This is a genomic window from Clostridioides sp. ES-S-0054-01 (assembly GCA_021561035.1).
In the GTDB taxonomy this organism is placed as follows: domain Bacteria; phylum Bacillota; class Clostridia; order Peptostreptococcales; family Peptostreptococcaceae; genus Clostridioides.
This window is the reverse complement of sequence record CP067346.1, coordinates 1286567-1308653: the sequence shown is the minus strand read 5'-3', so window position 1 is coordinate 1308653 and position 22087 is coordinate 1286567. Positions and strand designations below refer to the sequence as shown.

Sequence of the window (22087 nt, the reverse complement as noted above, 5' to 3'; positions counted from 1 at the left end):
TTAGTATTTTTTTCAAAATTGTAACTTTTTTCATCTATTGTATTTTTCAATGTATTTATGAAACATATATTCCATAAGAGAAAGTGCTGGCACTCTAGATGTATAGTTAACACTATTAAAATTATATTGTGGAGAAGATACAAATAATTTTATATCAGCTATATTTGATAATGAGTTGACACTTATATTTGTCAAAGAAATTATTTTAACTTGATTTGTTTTTGCTATATTACATGCCTTAATAACCTGAGCAGTCTCTCCTGACATAGATATAGCAATTACAAGGTCATCTTTATTAATATTTGATGCAGCCAAATACATAAGAGTTGAATCATCATAGTATTTTACATTTACACCTATAGCTGAAAATCGTTGGGACATTTCAGTACATACTAATCTAGATGAGCCAACACCAAAAAAATATATATGCTTAGAATTATGTATTTCACATAAGCACATATCTATATTCTCTTCATTTATTAAATTCTGTGTATCCATAATATCAGTAAAAATATCGCTTTGACTTTTAGCAAACTCCTTATTTCTTTCATTTTTATTTGAATATGAAAAAACTAAAAAGTTTTTAAATTCACTATATCCAGAGAAACCGAGCTTCTGGCAGAACCTTACTATATATGCAGTTGAATTAAAAGTTTCGTTTGCTATATCTTTAATCTTTTTTTGATTTATTTTTTCAGAATTTTTTAGGAAATAGTTTAAGAGAGATATTTCATTTGTAGATAATTTTTTTTGATTTATATCTAATTTGTCTATTAAGTTCATTTATACCTCCATAATAGTGATTTGTAGTTAAATAACTCAGTCATATTTCATTATATAAATATACGCTATACAGCATTTATCTTATGTTTATTATACTACAAAAAAGGCAATACAAATTATAAATTGGTATTGCCTTTTTAATCTTTACTTTAAACAGACATTGCAAAAGAAACTTCATCTCTTACTTGAGATACAGATGGTCCATAAATTATTTGGATATCTTTGTCAGATACTTTTATAACCCCCATTGCACCTGTATATTTTTTAAAAGCACTTTCATCTACTTTACTCATATCTTTAACTACTACTCTTAAACGAGTTATACAGTTTGTTATATCTTCTATATTGTCCTTACCTCCTAAATATTTAATTATAGCTAATGCTCTCTTAGTGGTTTCTCCGTTTTGAGCCATTTCTATGTTATTTGATAAAGGCTCTAAATCAGAATTTATATCTGCTATTTCTTCACGTCCTGGAGTCTGTAAGTTAAATTTAAGTATTAAAATTTTAAATACATTATAATAAACTAGTGTATACACTAAACCAAGCATTATAGAATAAATCCACTTTGTATTAGGTTGCATAATTCCAAATACTACCAAATCTATTATACCACCTTGAGTATTTCCTATTGCTACTCCAAACATATGCATTATCATAAATGATACACCGGATAAAAATGCATGTATAACAAATAATATTGGTGATATAAATAAGAATGAGAATTCCAATGGTTCTGTAATTCCTGTTACAAATGTTGCTAAAGCACCAGCTAGCAATATTCCTTTAACCTTTGACCTATTTTCAGGTTTTGCAGTTTTATACATAGCATATGCTGCTGCAGGAAGACCAAAAACCATTATAGGTATTTTCCCCTGAGCTAAAAATCTAGTTGCTTCTGTTGAAAAGCTGATTGTTTCAGGGTCACTTAGTTGAGCTAAGAATATATTCAATGCTCCAAATACTTCTTGACCCCCTACAACTAAAGAACCTCCTACCTCAGTAAATCTAAACATGGCATTTAATATATGATGTAATCCAAATGGTATTAAAAGTCTTTCAAGAAATCCAAATACAAATGTTCCTAAATATCCCAAACTAGCTATACCAATACCTATACTTTGAATAATTGTATTTACATATGGCCATACATATGGTATTATTACCCCCAAAATAGAGAATACTACCGTTGTTATTATTGGAACGAACCTAGTTCCACCAAAGAAACCTAAATAGTCTGGTAACTTTATATTATAGTATTTATTATGTAATGATGCTGTTATTATACCAACTACAATTCCACCAAATACCCCTAATTCTAGTGTTTGTATACCTAAGGTTACAGCTTGACCCATTTCTCTCATCATGTCAGGTTCTGCAAGAATACCTCTACATCCTAACATATAATTTACACTAGTGTGTAATACTAAATAACCAACAAAACCACAGAATGCAGAAACTGCTTTTTCTTCTTTAGCAAGACCAACAGATATTGATATAGCAAAGAATATTGCTAAATTTCCAAAAAGTACTCCTGTTATAGCTTTTGTAAAACCTAATATTCCTTGAACAAAATTATTTGCTAAAAAAGGTATATCCTTAACTATATTAGGATTTGAAAATGCTGAACTTATACCTAAAAATATACCTGCTGCAGATATTAATGCTATTGGTAATAAAAATGATTTTCCTAACTGCAAAAAGAACCCTTTCATTTTTTGTTTCATTTCTATCCCTCCATTTTTAAATTTTTAAAACGTTTTCTATGTCATAATTATATATTTTTATTTTGTTTTTGAAACTTTATAATTTGCTTTAAAATATTTTTACATAAATAGTAACTTTTTCAAAACTGTAAATTTTTTCAAATATAGACATAATACTGCTGTACAATATAGAAATTTAAAGGGAGAAAATTTAAATGGAGATTAGAAAATAAAATTATTGAATATAAAAAATATAAATTACGTAAATAGACATGGATAAATATTAACAAATACAGAATAGTATAAGAAATAAAAAAAGTACATCTAGAAAATTTAAGATGTACTTTTTAGATTGTATTTAGATTTATAATTATATAGCTAAATGCGTAACAAAGAGTTAATCTTAATACTATTGAATGTAAAAATTCTTGTATTTTTTCTATCTAAATTCTTCTTTGTTCAATATATATTGAAGAGTATTTATTGCCTCTAGATATTTTCTTCTGTCTTCTTCAGTCAATTTAGAAAGCTTTTCTCCTAGACCATCACTCAACTTATCCATAAAATCAGTTGCTATCTTATCTCCCTCTTCAGTAATATCAATTAGATATTTTCTTCTATCAACTAAATCTCTTTTTCTTATTACATACTTCTTATCAGTTAAATCATCAACCATACTAGTTAAACTGCCTTTTTCTATATTTAACTTAGAGCATAAATCAGTCATACTTATTACTCCATAATTTTTTATGAAAACTAATGCTCTTAATTGTGTTTTATTTACATTATAGTCTGGTGCAAATTTTTTTAGGTCTTCTAAGTACAGGCTAGAATAAATCTTAGGAAATGTTTTTACTAAAAAACTTATGGTATCTTTTACTACATAGTTCATACAATCACCTCGGTTGTTTTTAAATTTATTAAATTATCTAAATAACTTTATTTCAGTTTACATTAAAAATATTGCAAGTACAATAGTTTTTGCTGAATGTTTAAATTTAATTAGTAATCTTATCATTTTTTAATTTTTACTTATATTGTACCTATTAAATACTATTTATATAGCTATTTTATTGAATTCATGGTATAGTAAGTAAAGAAGAACTCTTCACAGCGGTGAAGAGCAGACGCTAGCCCATTAAAACGGCTATCTTATTTATAAATAAGATAGCCGTTTTTAATTATATTTTATCTGTAAAGTTCTATACCCTTAAATCTACATCCACTTTTCCTAAATCTTCTTTATAATCTTTTATAGCAGGTTCTACAACTTCATTTACAAACTCTACCACTTGTTCTGGAGCTCTACCTATAAAGTTTTTTGGGTCCATTATAGATAATATTTCTTCTTTGCTCATTTTAAATGAATCATCATTCATTATAAGCTCAATTAAGTTATTATCCTTACCTTCATGTTTTACTCTATAAGCAGCTTTCATAGAATATTCTCTTATTATTTCATGTAATTCCTGTCTATCTCCACCTCTTTTTACAGCTTCCATAAGTATTGTTTCTGTAGCCATAAAAGGAAGCTCTTCATTTACACGCTTATTTATCATATTTTCATATACTACTAAACCATCAGTTACATTTATCCCTATTTCAAGTATAGCGTCCGCTGCCATAAAAGCTTGAGGTATTGCCAATCTTTTATTAGCTGAATCATCTAATGTTCTCTCTAACCATTGAGTAGCCTGTACCATTGCAGGGCTTATAGATTCAGAGATTATATACTTAGATAAGGATGCTATTCTCTCACTTCTCATTGGGTTTCTCTTGTAAGCCATTGCTGATGAACCTATTTGATTTTTTTCAAATGGCTCTTCTAATTCTTTTAAACTCTGTAAAAGTCTTATATCATTAGTCATTTTGTGCATACTTTGAGCTATTCCTGATAGTATGCTTATTACTTGATAATCTAACTTTCTAGTATATGTCTGTCCACTTACTGCATAAGAAGAATTATATCCCATCTTTTTACAAATTTTCTTATCTAACTCTTTTACTTTTTCATGGTCTCCTTCAAATAAGCTTAAAAAACTTGCTTGAGTACCAGTAGTTCCTTTAACTCCTCTTAACTTCATATTATCTATTCTATAATTTAAATCTTCCAAGTCAAGGATTAAATCTTGAGCCCATAAACAAGCTCTTTTTCCTACTGTTGTAAGTTGAGCAGCTTGGAAGTGTGTAAATCCAAGAGCTGGCATATCCTTGTACTTAAGTGCAAACTCTTTTAAATTGTTTATTAAATTTACAAGCTTTACTCTTAGAAGTTTTAAAGCTTCATTCATTTGTATAACGTCTGTATTGTCTCCAACATATGCAGATGTTGCTCCTAAATGTATTATTCCTTTGGCTTTTTCACATTGTAAACCATAAGCTTTTACATGAGACATTACATCATGTCTTACTTCTTTTTCTATTTTTCTGGCTTCATCAAAATTTATATTATCTATATTAGCTCTTAGCTCATCTAATTGTTCTTCAGTTATATTGATTCCTAACTCATGCTCACCTTCTGCAAGGGCAACCCATAATCTTCTCCATGTAGAAAATTTAAATTGTGGAGAAAATATATAACTCATATCCTTGCTACAATATCTGTCTGTAAGTGGGTTTGAATAAGTAGTATATTTATTATCTATCATTATATTAGCACCTTCCTTAAGTCTTTTGTTGTGTGATTACTGTGTACACATTAGTACATAAATAATTATATATAATTTTACGAACTATAACAAGACTTTTTTACTTTTTGTTCATATTTATATATATCATTTTTTATTTATTACTATTTTTTATTTATATCTAAATTTTCTTTTTCAATCAGATAATCTACTATTTCACTATCAACAAAATTTAACACATACTTATATCTAATTGCATAGTATTTATCACTCCACCCAAGCTGGTTTTTCACATCACTCTCATCTGCGCCAAGTCTTAAACTTATTGCTGCAAATGAATGTCTAAAGTCTCTTGCTGAATATTGGGAAAGTCCTGCTAAATCTAATGCTTTTTTGACTATAAGTCTGACATTTCTATCTGTTATAGAATTACTTTTTTGAGTTGTAAAAATAAAGTCATCACTAGGTATTATTACCTCTGGAAGTCCAGAATAATTCCTATAATCTTCTAAAAGTTTAAAAAAGTACGGATGTAATTTAACTACTCTTTCTTTTCTTCCCTTACCTAACCTTACATAAGAGTTATCATATTCATCTACCATAAGGTCTTTCCACTTTAAGCTAACTAATTCATTTAATAAGCACCCAGTAGTAACTAGACAGACTATTATTACTCTATCTCTTATATTCAATTTTGGTAAAATGCCTATAAGTTTATTTATTTCTTGTATACTTAGAACATCATCTTTTGTTTTTATTCTTGTTACTGTTGGTTTTTCTACATATCTAAATGGATTTATATCTATGTATCCTTCTTTTTTTAAGAAGTTATAAAAACTATGTAAATAACTATATATCTTTTCACAAGTTGATTTCGCATATTTAGTCTGTATATAGTCTACAAAATTTTTACAGTCTTCTTTTGTCGCATAAATTAATTCTTTCCCTTTTAAGAACTCTTTAAATAACATAACCTTTGATAAATAATCGTGTTTTGTGTTTGGGTTTAATTTTGTAGAAAAAACATTAAAGGTTTCGTACTCATAATCATCTAGTATTTTTGTACTATACATAATAACTCCTTTCCTTTTCATAAAATAAAATGGTTATACTTTTACTATACCATATATTTCCCCTTCAAATATACCCCTTATTCAATAGATAGCTTTTAACTTTATTTTGTTAAATTATGAAGGTTTTATGAAAATATCGTTCTTCCATTGTGCACTACACAGTACTGTGGTATTATAAGTTAGTAAAAGGTGGCATTTTTTTGTTAATATCTGCATAGAATATGCTACTATAAATTTGTATTGGAGGTATTTTAGTTTGGAAACATTTAGTTTACTTGAAGTTTTTAAGGCAGTCATTTTGGGCATAGTTCAAGGAATCACAGAATGGCTACCAGTAAGTAGTACAGGGCATATGATATTAATTAATGAGTTTATAAAATTGAATTTTTCAAATACATTTATAAATACATTTTTGGTTGTAATTCAATTTGGTTCAATATTAGCTGTACTTGTTATATTTTTTAGAAAGTTAAATCCTTTTGATAGTTCAAAAAATATTAAACAGAAAAAAGAAACAGTTCGTTTATGGCTTAAGGTTATAATTGCAGTTATACCATCTGGAGTTATTGGAATACTGTTTGAAGATGATATAGACAGAGTATTCTTTAATTCAACAGTAGTTGCTATTGCTCTTATTGTATATGGTATAATAATGATAGGGCTTGAAAAGAGAAATAAAAGACCTAAGTATAAAGATTTTTCTCAAGTTACATATAAATTAGCTCTTTGTATAGGATTATTCCAATGTCTAGCTCTTATACCAGGTACATCTAGGTCTGGTTCTACTATAATAGGTGCAGTATTACTTGGTACTTCTAGATATGTAGCAGCAGAATTTTCATTCTTCCTAGCTATCCCTACAATGCTTGGAGCTAGTGCATTAAAACTTCTAAAAGCTGGATTTGGATTTACTGGATTTGAATGGCTTATTTTAGGCGTTGGTTCTGTAGTAGCATTTGTTGTTTCAATTGTAGTTATTAAATTTTTTATGGACTATATCAAAAAACATGACTTCAAAGTATTTGGTTATTATAGAATAGTCTTGGGTATAGTTGTTCTTGCTTATTTCTTTCTATTATAATGTATTCTAATTTAATAACAAATGATAAGGAGAAAAGTTATGAGTGTTAAAAAAGAAATATTTGATTGGATTAAGTCAATAGCTATGGCTATTGTGCTTGCATTTGTAATCCTACAGTTTATAAGACCTTCTATTGTCAGTGGAGAATCAATGTACCCTACTTTAGATGATAAAGATTATCTGATTTTAAATAGAATATCATACAAAGTTGGCAAACCTGAGAAAGGTGATATTGTAGTTTTTAAAACCAATTTAGTTGACGGAGAGACAGGAAAGAAAAAAGACTTAATAAAAAGAGTCATAGCTACTGAAGGTGATAGCATAAAAATATCAAATTCCAAAGTATATGTAAATGGAAAATTATTAAATGAGCCATATATACACAATAATTATACTTCTGGAGATATAGATACTGTTGTTCCAAAAGGTAAACTATTTACAATGGGAGATAATAGAGAAAATAGTAATGATAGTAGATTCCCTGATGTAGGTATGGTTGATGAGGATGAAATTCTTGGTAAAGTCATGGTAAGACTATTACCTCTTGATAATATTGGAAAAGTAGAATAGAAAAATAAGAGACTGAATTGGTAAAGTTTATTTTACAAATATCAGTCTCTTCTAATTTTCTTAAATTAAAAATATATTGTTTTACTAAATATCTTTTGATTCTGTTATAAGCCTTATTATATCACTTGCTTCTTCATTAAAAGTCGTTACTATACTTAAGTAATCAGTTGCTCTACTCATAGCTAAATATACCTTATTTAAATCTCCTACAAAATCATTTACTTGATAATCTTGCTCAATATCATTTATAGTTTGATTATATAACATTTCTAATTCACATACTATTACTGCTTTATATTCTAAATTTTTTATTGCATATATATTTGCTATTGTAGTTCCTACCTTCTTACTTATATTTGTCAAGTTATCTTCTGCACATATATAAGGAATTTTTGCCTCTTCCAATGCTTTTTTTAACATGTATTGGAAATAAATAGTTTTTCCACTTTTTAATTTCTTCTTATTATAGGGATAGACAATAGCAACTTCAGAATAATCAAGACCTTTTTTGCTTATTAAATACTCAATTTCCCATATTACAGAACTTATTTGGTCATCAAGGTCACTTACCTTTATTATATCGACAGACTTACTACCACCTCTAAGTGCTTTAGTATAAAAGAAAGTACTAAACTTTGTATTTGGTCTTAATTCGTTGATATATGAGTTAGAATTATTTGAAAATTTATTTGTAAAATCGACAATCTCTTTAGCTTGTCTATAATTTTTACTTAAGATAATCTTATCATCAAACTCTATACCAGTATATAATGTTTTAAATATATTCAATCTATTAGAGATATTTAAAGAGTTACAAGAACACACATTAAATATGAATTTTGTTTTGTATAAAAACTCTCTTATAAAATCTACTTCATACTCTAAAAAACTTTCTGCTTCATCGATAAAAATAGCCTTGAACATATTTTTATTTTTTATAATGTTCTGTGCTTGCTTTACAAGATTATTAAAGGTCTTTTCGTAATCATTTTTTAACATGTTATAGTCTACAATTAAGTTGAATTTTTTAGCTAGTTTAAATATAAAAGAGCTAAATGTGTGAACTTCTAAATTGTTATTATCTTTGTATAATAACTCTATTCTCTCTCGAAGCTCATTGCACAATTGCTTTGTATGTGTAAATATGATTAATTTATGATGTGGATATACTTTTGCTAGTTTTATAGCTCTAGAAAGCATAATTGCTGTTTTGCCTATACCAGAACCACCTTCAATAAGCGTATTCCCATATTTAATAGAGATAGCATCTTTAATTTGAACTTCTTCCATCATGGTTGCTGTATACTTATAGTCATCATTGTAGAAGGAAATTTTTTTAAATTTCTCATTTAGATGAAGTTTATCATTTATTATATAGTACTCTGAACATATATCTAATAAAAATAAATTTAAGTTTATTTCATCATTTTTTTCACTAAGATATTCATCTAGCGAACCTTTACTCATTATATCTTGAAGCTTACTTTTATCTATTATATTGTTATTGATAAATTCTTCAAACTCATATGTTTCTTCAACTTCAACGTATGGCATAATGTAAACGTAGTTATAACTTATATTCCTATTCTTTTGTCCCATTTTTAGTTTCAAAAGTTCATATTCCTCATTCATAACTTCAAGTAACTCTTCTTCCAAAATAAAAAATATATCTTCTGTTGTATCCATAAACTTTATAAATAAAATTCTTCCATCTTTAACATACAACAAGTCAGTATTTATTCCTTTAAAAGGAGTAACTTTTGGCACTACTTTAACGTCCTTATTGATATTTTCGTAAAATAGTTTCTCGAATTCCTTCAATTTTAGGGCGTCTAACTGAGAATTTATATTTATGTATTGGCTCACTTACATTACCTCCTTCTGTTATACTTAATTATACCATTTTGAACTATATTTTTATATATACTTTTCATAGGCAAATTTAGTAAATAAATTCAAAATAAATACAAATAAATACAAAACTATTAAAAAAACTCCGTAATAAGTATAGATATTTATTGTTATAGAATACTTTATCAAAGATAGGCTAAATACTCCACCTTAAACGTAAGTAGGATGTATATGTAAGCCTGAAATATGTTAATATAAAATATATCCAAATCAAGCTCAAAGAGAAATAATAGAAAAATCTTTTGGATGTTCAAGATTTGTATATAATCACATGTTAGTACTTAAAAAAAAATATAAATGGCTTAAAGAAGTTGATTCAACCAGTTTACAATCTACTATTGATGATTTGGATAGTGCATATAAAAACTTCTTTAGAGAAACTAAAATTAGAAATTTAAAAACCTGCTAAAAATAATCTATTTTTATTAGCAGGTTTTATTTATAATCTTCATATTTAGCAGGTTTTATTTATAATCTTCATATATTGATACTATTATATTAAATTTTATATTTTACTGTGCTATTACTTTTTATTTTCTAATAAAGTATTAAAACTTGATATATCTGTATAGATTGCATAAAAAACAGGATAACGATTTTGGTATAATTCATTTACAAATTTCCCCTGCATTCTTACAGGGAAAATACGGCCATCTGCATGACAAAAACGAAAAACCACTTCAAAAGCTTCTCTCTTAGAAATTGCTTCTCTCAATGTATCAAGTACTATTTGTAAGTCATCTTGTAATACAGGAGAAAAAATATCAAAATCTGTAGAAGTAACAGTTTGAACTGAATATCCAGTAAACTCAAGCATTTTTTGGTTAAAATAAAGCAATTTCAAATTTTCCATACAAGCAAATTTCACAACTCCATCAGTAGCCATTTCCAACAATACCTTTATATCCTTAGGGTCTATGTGAAATGACATACTATCAATAGAATCGTTTGAAAATACATGGTAAGAATTTTTTCCATGACTTTTTGTATAATAAAGAGCTTGGTCTGCTTTTTCATATAACTCAGAGTATACATACCCATGTTCAGGGTATATTGCTATACCAATGCTACATGAAATAGAAAATTCTGCTTGTTCAGCAAATTTTTTTTGATTAATCTTAGAACAAAAACGCTCTAATTTATCTATAAGTACATAGTTATTACTATTAAAGTTTTTTATCAATACTACAAACTCATCTCCGCCAATACGTCCCACAATATCGTCCTCACGAAATTGAGATTTTAATTCTATGGCAAACTCACTTATAACAAAATCTCCAAATGCATGACCATATTTGTCATTTACATTTTTAAAATCATCAATATCGAATATTAGAAAAACATGTTCTAAATCTTGACTATTTTCATTTTTTAAAAATAAACTAATAAATTCCTCTGTAGCACCTTTATTGTAAAGACCAGTAAGAGAATCACGTTGTGAACGCTCAAGAAGTAGTAATTCTCTGTTTTTTTCTTCATCTATATTTTCACGATAAGATATCATACGAACAGATTCATCTGATGTCCAAAAGAAAATTCGTGCATTAATTCTCATCCAGTGATAATTTTCTTCATTATTCTTAATTAAAAAGTCATAACTTATATTATTAATTCCACTATTATAACACTTAAGCACATTTTCTGGAAGGAATGTATCTAAATAACCCTGTGCATACTCTTCTTTGATTTGTTTTGTAGCTATAGTATGTAATGCTTCATCATATGGTGTATTAAGCCCTAATCCAAACTCATGAAAATATCTATTTTCATCTTCACAACCAGCTCTATTATTAGTTACATCAATTTCAAAAATATTTTCATAAAGTTCTTCAATAGATTGACTCAACAACTTTTGATATTCTAATCTTTGAGAAACACTAAGCTTCATTATTTGACTTTTATACTTCTTAAGTACACACGTAATTGTAAAAAGTACAAATATTATAATTAAAATTATGACTGCAATTCCTTTAAAAAGTTGTATATGAAGTTGTTTACTAATTACAGTTAAATCATTTTCTAGCACAAGATGCCATCTTAAACTAGGTATATACTGACATACAACATAAATTTTTGATTTTTTTGATGAATTCCAAAAACACTTTTGTCCCTTTTTATTATCTAATATTAATTGTTTTGAATCATATAAATCACTCCTGAAATTTTCAAAGAAATTTATATGTTCATGACCAGTTTTATCTGATGCTAATTGTACAAATCCTTTATCATCAATTAAACGTGCTACAACATCAAATTCATCATCATTCTTCAATAAATCATAATACCATTTATTTTCTGAATTATTTTTACTAAGATTCCTATCAAGCCCATTAAAATGATAATAGTTATTTGTTTTGGTTGACACTAAAAAAACGGAATCATATAAGTATTTGTTTCTATATACATTTAGATAATCCTGTAATTTATAAATAAATTCTTCATCATTTATATGCTCTTTCTCACCATCTAAAAAGTGTTTTAGTAAACTATCATTTGCCATGGTAAGAAATACATTTATAGGTTCTGAAAGAAGTTTATCTATCTGATAATAAATACCTTCAGCAGCCAATGTAGATATATGTTCAACATCATTTTTTAAAATATTAGTATTAGATTGGTATCCAATTACAGAAGTAGCTATAAAACCAAGAGTAATAATAATGCAAACAATAACATTTATATGTAAAAGTGTATTTTTTTCCATAGTATGCCCTCTCTTTAACTTCACTTTGGCTTCATTGTACTTTTACCCTCTTTAAATATAATCATTCCAAATAGTAATATATTATTTTACAACTTCATTATATCAAACAAACTTGAATAATTATATAAACAACATACATATAAATCTCTATTTTATTAATCTTTTGTAAGTAACACTTTTATCACTTAGATTAATTTCACATTATGTAAAATTAAATTTAAACAATTTAAAAGCCACAAGATATATTATCATATCTTGTGGCAAATTCAAATTTCTAAAAATATTTTCTTATTATTTAGATATTATTTCTTTTACTTTGCATACTCTATAGCTCTTGTTTCTCTTATTATACTTACTTTTATTTGTCCAGGATACTCAAGTTCATCCTCTATTTTCTTAGTCATATCTCTAGCTAATAGGTGTATTTCTTCATCATTTATAGCCTCTGGTTTTACCATTATTCTTATTTCTCTACCAGCTTGTATAGCAAATGATTTTTCTACACCTTCATATGAATTGGCTATTTCTTCTAGTTTTTCAAGTCTCTTGATATACGCTTCTAAAGTTTCTCTTCTAGCACCAGGTCTAGCAGCTGATATTGCATCTGCTGCTGTAACTAACACAGCTTCTACTGTTTGAGGTTCGTAATCTCCATGATGAGTACTCATGGCATGTATAACTTCTTTAGATTCTTTATATCGTCTAAGTAAATCCATACCTATTTCAACATGTGTACCTTCCATTTCATGGTCTACAGCCTTACCTATATCATGTAATAAACCTGCTCTTTTAGCTAATCTAATATCTGCTCCTATTTCAGCAGCCATTATACCAGCTATATGGGCAACTTCTATAGAATGTTTAAGGACATTTTGTCCATAACTAGTTCTATAGTTAAGTCTACCTAATAATCTTATTAATTCTGGATGAATTCCATGTACACTAGTTTCAAATGCAGCTTGTTCACCATATTCTTTTATAATATTGTCAACTTCTTTTCTTGCTTTTTCAACCATTTCTTCAATTCTAGCTGGATGTATTCTTCCATCTGCTATTAATTTTTCTAGAGCAATTCTTGCAATTTCTCTTCTTATTGGATCAAATCCCGATAAAATTACGGCTTCTGGAGTGTCATCTATTATAAGGTCTATACCTGTTAAGGTTTCTAAAGTCCTTATATTTCTACCTTCTCGACCTATTATTCTACCTTTCATTTCATCATTAGGTAAGCTTACTACTGTGACAGTAGTTTCGGCTACGTGATCTGCTGCACACTTTTGAATTGCATACCCTATAATTTCTCTTGATTTCTTATCAGCTTCTTCTTTAGCTTGACTTTCTATCTCTTTTATCATTATAGACATTTCACGTCTTACATCTCTCTCTGCATTTGTTAAGATGATTTCTTTAGCCTTATCAGAAGTAATTCCTGATATACTTTCTAATTTTTCTAATTGCTGGTTTTTTATTACTTCAACTTCTTCTTCTTTCTTTTCAACTACCTTTAATTTTTCACTTAGATTTACTTCTTTAGATTCTAAATTTTGTAATTTTCTATCTAAAACTTCCTCTTTTTGTACTACTCTTTTTTCGTACTTTTGCACCTCTGTTCTTCTTTCTCTGTTTTCTCTTTCAGCTTCTGTTCTCCACTTATGGATCTCTTCTTTAGCTTCTAATAATTTTTCTTTTTTTACTGTTTCTGAGTCGTGGTGTGCTTTATCTATTATTTCTTTGGCCAAGTTTTCAGCTTGTCCAATTTTTGCTTCAGATATATTTTTTCTAACAAAATATCCAGCTATAATACCAACAGCTGCACCTATTACAATCATTACTACACTATCTATGACATCCACCTCCTTCGTTAATAATCCCAAAATGTCATCACTATGATTAAAAAATATTCCTAATAATTAAAATTAAATTTAGATATTTTATCCTCACTTAATTTTATAATTTTTTCAACATTGTGTCAAGCTAATAGGGAGCGTGGCATGTCTTTAATTACTAGTTATTTTTTTGTATTTTTACTTATTCTTCTACAATTTCTTTTGCTACTGAAGTACCCGATTCTTCACGTTCTTCATTTAAATTGTAAAATACTCTTACTTTCTCGTCTATTTCATTAGTTAAATCCAAATTATCTTCCAAGAATTTTTTAACATTTTCTCTTCCTTGTCCAAGTTTAGTATCATTGTAACTATACCACGAACCTGATTTTTTAACTATATCTACATCAGCAGCTATATCTAGAAGGTCTCCAATTTTTGAAATACCCTCTCCATACATTATATCAAATTCAGCTTGCTTAAATGGTGGTGCTACTTTATTTTTAACAACTTTGACTCTCGTTCTACTTCCTATAACTTTATCACCTTGTTTTATTGTATCTATTTTTCTAACATCCAATCTAACTGATGAATAGAACTTTAGTGCACGTCCTCCAGTAGTAGTTTCTGGATTTCCAAACATTATTCCTACTTTCTCTCTTAACTGGTTTATAAATATAGCAACACAATTTGATTTTTTAATTGAACCAGTTAATTTTCTAAGTGCTTGAGACATAAGTCTAGCTTGTAAACCTACATGAGAGTCACCCATATCTCCATCTATTTCAGCTTTTGGAACTAATGCTGCTACTGAGTCTATTACTATTATATCTATCGCTCCACTTCTTATTAATGCCTCTGCTATTTCTAAAGCCTGCTCACCTGTATCTGGTTGAGATATTATTAGGTTATCAACATCCACACCCAAGGCTTTTGCGTATACTGGGTCAAGTGCATGTTCTGCATCTATAAATGCAGCTATTCCTCCATCTTTTTGAGCTGATGCTACACAACTAAGCGCAACAGTAGTCTTACCAGAAGATTCTGGACCATATACTTCAACTATTCTCCCTCTAGGTAAACCACCTATACCAATAGCTATATCCAAACCAATTGCTCCTGTTGATATAACATCTATAGACATAGATGTTGCTTCTCCCAATTTCATTACTGAACCTTTACCAAAATCTTTTTCAATTTTACCTAAAGCTTCATTCAACGCTTTTAATTTTTCTTGATCTACACTCATCTCTATACCATCCCTTCATTTATCTACAAACATTTGTTCTCTTGTTATATATTAATTATATAACATAAATCAAACCTAGTCAATTTAAAAACGCTACTAATGATTATATTTTTATTCATTACATTTTATTTATAAACCATTATTAATAATTATATACACAAAAGAAAATATTCTTAAAATGAAAAGAGGTATACTATAATAGTATACCCTTTTTTACATTTTTAAAATTTTAAGTTGTTATTTTTTATTTATTAATTATTAATTTTTATTTATTAAAGCATAATTTTTTATTTAGAAGACATAAAAAGCTCTTTATTTTTATACAGGTATTCCCATCCAGAATATAAAGTAAGTAGTGTAGCTATAAGAATAAGAATTTCACCTATATTTAATATTAGTCCATTTTCAAACTGAGCACCTAACAATAAAAATACTATCGATACCATTTGAGTTATCGTTTTAAGTTTTCCACTGTTTCCAGCTGCGATTACTTTTCCATCAGCTGCTGCTATAGCTCTTAATATGCTAACTGTAAGCTCCCTAGCTACTATTATAATTACCATCCAACTACTTACAAGATGGTCTTCTATCATACATGTAAGTGCTGAAATAACCAATAGCTTATCTGCTAATGGGTCCATAAACTTTCCAAAGTCAGTAACTAGGTTGTATTTTCTAGCTATTTTTCCATCTAAAGCATCCGTAATTGAAGCTATTATAAAAATAATACAAGCTATTAAAAACTTATTTGGTATATTGAATAACATAATTAAAACAAATACTGGTATTAAAAATATTCTAAACAAAGTTAATTTGTTAGGCAAGTTCATATAAAACATCTCCCATTAAATCGTATTCCATTGCATCATTTATTTGAACACTTACGAATTCTCCTATTTCAAGATTATCTACACTTTTCACATACACTATACTGTCAATTTCTTCCGCATCACCTTGTGTTCTTCCTGTATATACATTATCTTCTATCTGTTCTTCTATTAACACTTCATACGTTTTTCCTATCTTTTTGTCATTAAGTTCTTCAGATATTTTTTGTTGAATCATCATTAAAGTATCTCTTCTTTGTATTTTTACTTCTTCATCTACATGATTTGGCAATCTATCTGCTGGTGTATCTTCTTCTCTTGAATATGCAAATGCACCAAGTCTATCAAATTTAACTTCTTCAACAAACTCTACAAGTTGTCTAAAATCATCCTCTGTTTCACCAGGAAATCCTACTATTATCGTAGTTCTAAGTATAGCATCTGGTATATTACTTCTTATAAGATTGATTTTATTTAATATATCTTCTTTAGTAGTTTTTCTATTCATTAATTTTAAAATATTGTTACTTGCATGTTGTATTGGCATATCAAAGTAACTACATATATTATCATATTTCTTTATAACTTGTATCAATTCTTCTGTTATAGATTCTGGATATGAATACATAACTCTTATCCACTTAAATCCATCTATCTTTACAAGTTCTTCTAAAAGCTCTGCTAATCTTTCTTTTCCATATAAATCAAAACCGTACTTTGTCGTATCTTGTGCTATAACTACAAGTTCTTTTACTCCAGATTCAGCTAATTTCTTAGCTTCTTTAATTATATCTTCAAATTTTCTACTTCTATATTTACCTCTTAATTTTGGTATTATGCAATAAGTACAATTATTAGAGCATCCTTCTCCAATTTTTAAATACGCCATATAGCTAGGTGTAGATAAATATCTTGGTAAATCTTCATTAAATACAAACTCTATATCATCAAGGCTTACAATTTGATGCTTTTCACTTAATTTTCTAAGTATCTCATCTATGTTTTGATAGCTTCCTGTACCTACTATAGCATCTATTTCAGGAATTTCAGCTTTTAATTCTTCAGAATATCTTTGTGCTAGACACCCTGTTACTATCAATAACTTTAAATTGCCAGTTTGTTTTAATTCTGCAAAGTCTATTATTGTATCAATAGATTCTTGTTTAGCTGATTCTATAAACCCACATGTATTTACTATAATTACATCAGCTTCTTCAAAATCTCCAATTAATTTATAGCCTTTGTTGTTTAAAATTCCCATCATTATTTCTGCATCTACTAAATTTTTTGAGCATCCTAATGATTCTAATGCTATTTTTAACATTCATTTTCTCCTTCCAATATACTTTCATATAAGTCTATAACATCTTCTAAAGCTTTTTGTGTATCATTAAAATTTATAACCTTATTATACTTATATTTCTCTACCGAATGCATATACAATGGGTCGTAGTATTCTAAAAGATATCTTTTTACAAGTTCTTTATATTTACCTGATTCTAATAAATCAATATAATCATCTACTACTTTGTGACCTAATCTTTTTCTAAATTTATTTATACATTCTTTTAAAACCAATATATTATCTTCATCTTTATCATAAATATAATCTCTACAAAGCCTATCAACTCTATTTTCAATATCACATTCTAATAATATATGATGTCCTTCTCGTGTCATTGCCTCAAAAATTTCATTTGGAACTGTAACACTTCCAACTCGTTTACTTTCACTCTCAACAAATATATAATTCTCCTTCGAGAAAAATACACTTTCAAATAATTTTGTTTCAAAGTTCTTTTGAGATGGTGGTTTTTTATCAAATGTTATAAAACCAAAAGTAGAACCACTGTTTTTAGCTATACCTTCTAAATCCAGTACATCTATTCCTTTTTCTGCTAATAAATGTAGTAAATCAGTCTTTCCTGTACCAGTCAATCCATGAACAGATACAAAGTTTTTTGTATCCATTACATTTCTTAGATACTCTAAAACAAAATTTCTATAAGCCTTATATCCACCTTCAAGTTGATACACATTTACACCCAATGATGATAATAAATTCACTATACTTCCACTTCTCATTCCACCTCTTGCACAATATATGACAATATTATCATAATTTGATGCAAGTTCTGCTGCTTGCAAATATATATCTTTTAATTTATACGATACATAGTCAAACCCCTTTTGTATTGCTTCATGTTTTCCCTGCATTTTATAAATTGTTCCAACTTCATTATGTTCGTTATTTTTAAAAAGAGGCATATTGATTGCATTCAATATATGGTCCTCTTCATATTCGCCTTCTGTTCTTACATCTACAAATATTACTTTATCTAGCTTAAGTGCTTTTTCTATTTTTATAACTGACAATTCTATTCACCTTCTAAACTCTGCAAATCCTGTTTGCTTATTAATACCTTTCTTGGTTTACTTCCCTCACTTGCTCCAATTATTCCTCTTTCTTCCATAGAGTCTATAAGTCTAGCTGCTCTATTAAATCCAATTTTAAATCTTCTCTGTAACATAGAGGCAGATGCTTGACCACTCTCCACGACAAATTCTATAGCTTCACTCAAGAATTCATCCTCATCACTACCCTTTGAAGTACTAACCTTAGATATAGTTTCAATTATGTCTTCTTCATATTTTATTCCATCTTTAACCTGACTTTTTACAAAATCAATTACTTTTTCTGACTCACTCTCTGATATGAATGCACCTTGAAGTCTAACTGGCTTTGCTGCACCAAGCGGGTAGAACAACATATCACCCTTACCTAGAAGCTTCTCTGCACCACCCATATCAAGGATTGTTCTTGAATCCGTTTGAGATGATACTGCAAATGCTATTCTAGATGGTATATTAGCCTTTATTACCCCTGTTATAACGTCAACAGATGGTCTTTGAGTTGCTACAATCAAGTGCATTCCAGCAGCTCTTGCCATCTGAGCTAGTCTACAAATATAATCTTCTACATCATTTGCACTTGCCATCATTAAATCTGCCAACTCGTCTATTATTATTACTATTTTAGGCAGTTTTTCTTCTGCTTTCTCATTATAACTTGTTACATCCTTTACTTGAGCATCTGCAAATAGCTTGTATCTTCTATTCATCTCTGTAACTGCCCAGTTTAATGCATTTGCAGCTTTTTTAGGGTCAGTAACTACTGGTATCAATAGATGTGGTATTCCATTATAATTTGCAAGTTCAACTACTTTTGGGTCTATTAATAGTAATTTTACTTCATCAGGATTTGCCTTATATAAAATACTACTTATCAAAGTATTTACGCATACACTCTTTCCTGAACCTGTAGAACCAGCTATTAGTAAGTGTGGCATCTTACCTATATCTCCAATTATAATTTTTCCTGCTACATCTTTTCCAAGTCCCATTGCAAGAGGAGAGTTAAAATTATTGAATTCTTCACTTTCTAGAACTTCTCTTACACCAACCATTTGAGCTTCTTCATTTGGAACTTCTATTCCAATTGCACTTTTACCAGGAATTGGTGCTTCAATTCTTATGCTTTTAGCTGCTAAACTTAAAGCTATATCATCAGTTAAATTTACGATTTTACTTACCTTTACTCCTGGGCTTGGTTGTATCTCATATCTTGTTATAGTAGGTCCAACTGTAACTTGATTAATTTTTGCTTCCACTCCAAAATCTGATAGTGTCTTTTCTAAAAGAGAAGCATTTTTTAATACCTTCTTTTTACCATTCTCATCAGACTTCTTATTTACTTTGTTTAAAAGCTCAATGCTAGGCTTTTTATAGTTTGAATAATCCTCATTAGTCGACTCTGCTACAATACTAATAGGTTGAGTTTTTTCTATATTTAAATTGGATTTAGTTATATCAACTTTTTTTTCTGGTTTAGTATCTGCAACTGGCCTTTCATTTGTAGCTTTTTGCAATTCTTTTAAAACATCTAATTCTGGCATACTTTGAGTTCCTTCTAATATTTCTAAGTACTCATCTTCTGCCTTATTAAACCCAACTATTTTAATAGTCTTATCATCTACACCATCACCATTTTCTTCTTCAAAATATTCATCGTCTTCATCTTCATTATTACGACCTTTTGACATTAACCCTTTAAAGAATCCTGGTTTTTTATTTATGGTAGTATCATCTACTTCATCAGTCATCATGTCTATTGCAGATTTTTTCATATTTGCAATTTTATCTTTAAATGTTAAATTGCTATCTTTTGATGCTTTAGATTTTGATTTTGCATTTGATACCAAATCTTTTATAGAAATATTAAATATAAACATTATAGAAAGTATAAGGGCAAATATGCTTATTAACCATCCACCTACTATCCCAAATATTTTACTCATATAATACGCAATAGTAGTTGCTATCAAACCACTACCTTGTCCACTTACCCCCAGTTTCATAACATCATCAAACATGTTACCTTTTAGTGGGCTATCTACAGGAAGAGTTCCTGCATTTAATAATCCATAAAATACAAATATAAATAAAATAATTATGTAGTATAGTTTAGTCTTTCTCAGCCTATATATATATTCATTTCCATCAAAAAATCCTAAAAGTCCTGTTATAATCACTATAAATGGTATTGCTATTGAAAGCCCTCCAAATAGTCCTTTAAAAAGATTTTGCATTAACACAGGTATCCATCCCATAGAATTAGAATTTAAACTATATAATAAAAATACACCTATAAATATTGTTATTAAATTATGATATTCTGCATTAAAACTTAAGGTATTTACCTTCTTTTTTTTCTTCTTTTTCGTGGCCATTAATATCACTCCTTATTTTTAGCAAGTTTTACCCCTTCACAGCAAAAAGTGCTAATGCCTTAACACTAACACTCCTACTTTATTACATCATTATATCATAAATTTTATTATTTAAACAAATTTTAATCATTATTTTTTTCTTCTTCAGATTCTTTTATAAGCTCTTTTAATTTTTTAAGTGCTTCTTTTAATCCTCCAACTTCATCTATGAGACCATAATCTACAGCTTCTTTTCCTATTAATACACTGCCAACATCACTTACAAGTTCGTCTTTTTCATGCATAAGTTTCTCAAGTACATCTTTTTTTATATTTGATGTTCTTATTATAAATTGAATTATTCTATCTTGCATCTTTTTAAAATATTCAAAAGTCTCATTTATACCAATCACAAGACCAGTAGTTCTCACAGGATGTATAATCATGGTTGCTGTTGGTGCTATAAATGAGTAATTTCCAGCTGTAGCAAGAGGAACTCCTATACTATGACTTCCTCCTAGAACAAGAGTAACTACTTTTTTGGACATACTGTTTAAAAGCTCTGCAATAGCTAGACCTGCTTCAATATCTCCTCCAACAGTATTTAAAACAACTAATACTCCTTTGACATCATTACTTTCCTCAATTGAGTATAGCATTGGAATTATATGCTCATACTTTGTAGCTTTTTTTTGAGGATTTCCTATAAAATGTCCCTCAATTTCTCCAATTATAGTTATACATTGAACATCCTTAGGAGGTTGAGGTGGCATTTCATTAGTGCCAAATTGCTTTATACATTCTCTCTCTTCGCAACTAGATTCTTCACTACAATTATCTTTATCAAATCTTTCATTATCTTCTCTATAATCTTTCATAAAAAAACTCCTATCAAAATTATATTTAACTTAGTTTTACCAAATAAATCAAATATATTAAGATATATGTGAAATTATCAAAT

The 22087-nt window shown here is 28.3% G+C and carries 17 protein-coding genes; 3 read left to right on the top strand and 14 right to left on the bottom strand.

Annotated elements, in window-relative coordinates; translation table 11 throughout:
• Window positions 1–30: 30 nt before the first annotated feature.
• The 5 genes from JJC02_06350 to JJC02_06330 all read right to left on the bottom strand — a co-directional run bounded on the left by JJC02_06350 (window position 31) and on the right by JJC02_06330 (window position 6189).
• Window positions 31–783, bottom strand: coding sequence for a MurR/RpiR family transcriptional regulator (locus tag JJC02_06350; protein ID UDN55793.1), 753 nt, complete (start codon window positions 781–783; stop codon window positions 31–33).
• A gap of 149 nt (window positions 784–932) precedes the next feature.
• Window positions 933–2510: a PTS transporter subunit EIIC gene (locus tag JJC02_06345; GenBank protein UDN55792.1), complete on the bottom strand. Its 1578-nt coding sequence runs from the start codon at window positions 2508–2510 to the stop codon at window positions 933–935.
• A 418-nt stretch (window positions 2511–2928) separates the two neighbouring features.
• Window positions 2929–3381: a MarR family transcriptional regulator gene (locus JJC02_06340; protein UDN55791.1), complete on the bottom strand. Its 453-nt coding sequence runs from the start codon at window positions 3379–3381 to the stop codon at window positions 2929–2931.
• 310 nt (window positions 3382–3691) lie between these two features.
• Complete coding sequence (locus JJC02_06335) at window positions 3692–5137, bottom strand: adenylosuccinate lyase (protein ID UDN55790.1); 1446 nt, start codon at window positions 5135–5137, stop codon at window positions 3692–3694.
• 143 nt (window positions 5138–5280) lie between these two features.
• Complete coding sequence (locus JJC02_06330; protein UDN56386.1) at window positions 5281–6189, bottom strand: tyrosine-type recombinase/integrase; 909 nt, start codon at window positions 6187–6189, stop codon at window positions 5281–5283.
• A gap of 256 nt (window positions 6190–6445) precedes the next feature.
• On the opposite strand from JJC02_06330, the gene JJC02_06325 reads away from it, so the two are divergent.
• Both JJC02_06325 and lepB read left to right on the top strand, forming a co-directional pair.
• On the top strand, window positions 6446–7270 hold the full coding sequence (locus JJC02_06325; GenBank protein UDN55789.1) for an undecaprenyl-diphosphate phosphatase: 825 nt from the start codon (window positions 6446–6448) through the stop codon (window positions 7268–7270).
• A gap of 39 nt (window positions 7271–7309) precedes the next feature.
• On the top strand, window positions 7310–7840 hold the full coding sequence (lepB, locus tag JJC02_06320; protein UDN55788.1) for a signal peptidase I: 531 nt from the start codon (window positions 7310–7312) through the stop codon (window positions 7838–7840).
• A gap of 84 nt (window positions 7841–7924) precedes the next feature.
• Here the strand turns inward: lepB and JJC02_06315 are convergent, their stop codons facing one another.
• A complete protein-coding gene (locus JJC02_06315) occupies window positions 7925–9706 on the bottom strand; it encodes a UvrD-helicase domain-containing protein (protein UDN55787.1) in 1782 nt (593 codons plus the stop codon).
• A gap of 244 nt (window positions 9707–9950) precedes the next feature.
• Here JJC02_06315 and JJC02_06310 point away from each other — a divergent pair, with 244 nt between their 5' ends.
• Window positions 9951–10160 (top strand): helix-turn-helix domain-containing protein, encoded by a 210-nt coding sequence (locus JJC02_06310; GenBank protein ID UDN56385.1) that lies wholly within the window; start codon window positions 9951–9953, stop codon window positions 10158–10160.
• A 114-nt stretch (window positions 10161–10274) separates the two neighbouring features.
• On the opposite strand, the gene JJC02_06305 is transcribed toward JJC02_06310, so the two are convergent.
• From JJC02_06305 to JJC02_06270, 8 genes are all read right to left on the bottom strand, one after another.
• On the bottom strand, window positions 10275–12455 hold the full coding sequence (locus tag JJC02_06305; protein UDN55786.1) for a diguanylate cyclase: 2181 nt from the start codon (window positions 12453–12455) through the stop codon (window positions 10275–10277).
• Window positions 12456–12766: 311 nt separating this feature from the next.
• A complete protein-coding gene (rny, locus tag JJC02_06300) occupies window positions 12767–14308 on the bottom strand; it encodes a ribonuclease Y (protein ID UDN55785.1) in 1542 nt (513 codons plus the stop codon).
• 175 nt (window positions 14309–14483) lie between these two features.
• A complete protein-coding gene (gene recA, locus JJC02_06295) occupies window positions 14484–15530 on the bottom strand; it encodes a recombinase RecA (protein ID UDN55784.1) in 1047 nt (348 codons plus the stop codon).
• A 287-nt stretch (window positions 15531–15817) separates the two neighbouring features.
• The gene (pgsA, locus tag JJC02_06290) at window positions 15818–16360 is read right to left on the bottom strand and encodes a CDP-diacylglycerol--glycerol-3-phosphate 3-phosphatidyltransferase (protein UDN55783.1); all 543 of its coding nucleotides are present in this window, start codon (window positions 16358–16360) and stop codon (window positions 15818–15820) included.
• Entirely contained in the window at window positions 16347–17681 is a 1335-nt protein-coding gene (gene rimO, locus JJC02_06285; protein ID UDN55782.1) for a 30S ribosomal protein S12 methylthiotransferase RimO, read from the bottom strand. Before rimO ends, pgsA begins: the two co-directional genes overlap by 14 nt.
• Window positions 17675–18733, bottom strand: coding sequence for a tRNA 2-selenouridine(34) synthase MnmH (gene mnmH / locus JJC02_06280; protein ID UDN55781.1), 1059 nt, complete (start codon window positions 18731–18733; stop codon window positions 17675–17677). Before mnmH ends, rimO begins: the two co-directional genes overlap by 7 nt.
• 2 nt (window positions 18734–18735) lie before the next feature.
• A complete protein-coding gene (locus tag JJC02_06275; GenBank protein ID UDN55780.1) occupies window positions 18736–21147 on the bottom strand; it encodes a DNA translocase FtsK in 2412 nt (803 codons plus the stop codon).
• A 122-nt stretch (window positions 21148–21269) separates the two neighbouring features.
• Entirely contained in the window at window positions 21270–22004 is a 735-nt protein-coding gene (locus JJC02_06270) for an ATP-dependent Clp protease proteolytic subunit (protein ID UDN55779.1), read from the bottom strand.
• Window positions 22005–22087: the final 83 nt, after the last annotated feature.